The following is a 276-nucleotide window of genomic DNA, read 5'->3' as shown; positions in this document are numbered from 1 at the left end:
AACGCTTCGCGACATGGGCCTGGAGGACTATCGCCATCTGGGCGTGCTCGAGGCCATCGATGCCATCCAGGCAATCACAGCCGCCAAACACCTGCATGCCGTCGGCTATTGTCTCGGCGGCACCCTGCTCTCCATTGCCGCCGCAGCGATGGGTCGCGATGGCGATGAACGCCTTGCCAGCGTCAGCCTGTTCGCCGCGCAGACGGATTTCACCGAAGCCGGTGAACTGCGTCTGTTCATCAGCGATTCCCAGGTCACGCTGATCGAGGACATGAT

General features: G+C 62.0%; 1 pseudogene. It reads left to right on the top strand.

Going from position 1 to position 276, the window contains the following annotated elements:
* Positions 1 to 13 precede the first annotated feature (13 nt).
* A pseudogene (locus R0J88_RS19920) lies at positions 14 to 276 on the top strand (poly-beta-hydroxybutyrate polymerase); the annotation flags it as partial.

Source organism: Pseudoalteromonas sp. SIMBA_162 (assembly GCF_046535955.1).
Taxonomy (GTDB): Bacteria; Pseudomonadota; Gammaproteobacteria; order Enterobacterales; family Alteromonadaceae; genus Pseudoalteromonas; species Pseudoalteromonas marina.
This window is presented reverse-complemented; position numbering and strand designations above follow the sequence as displayed.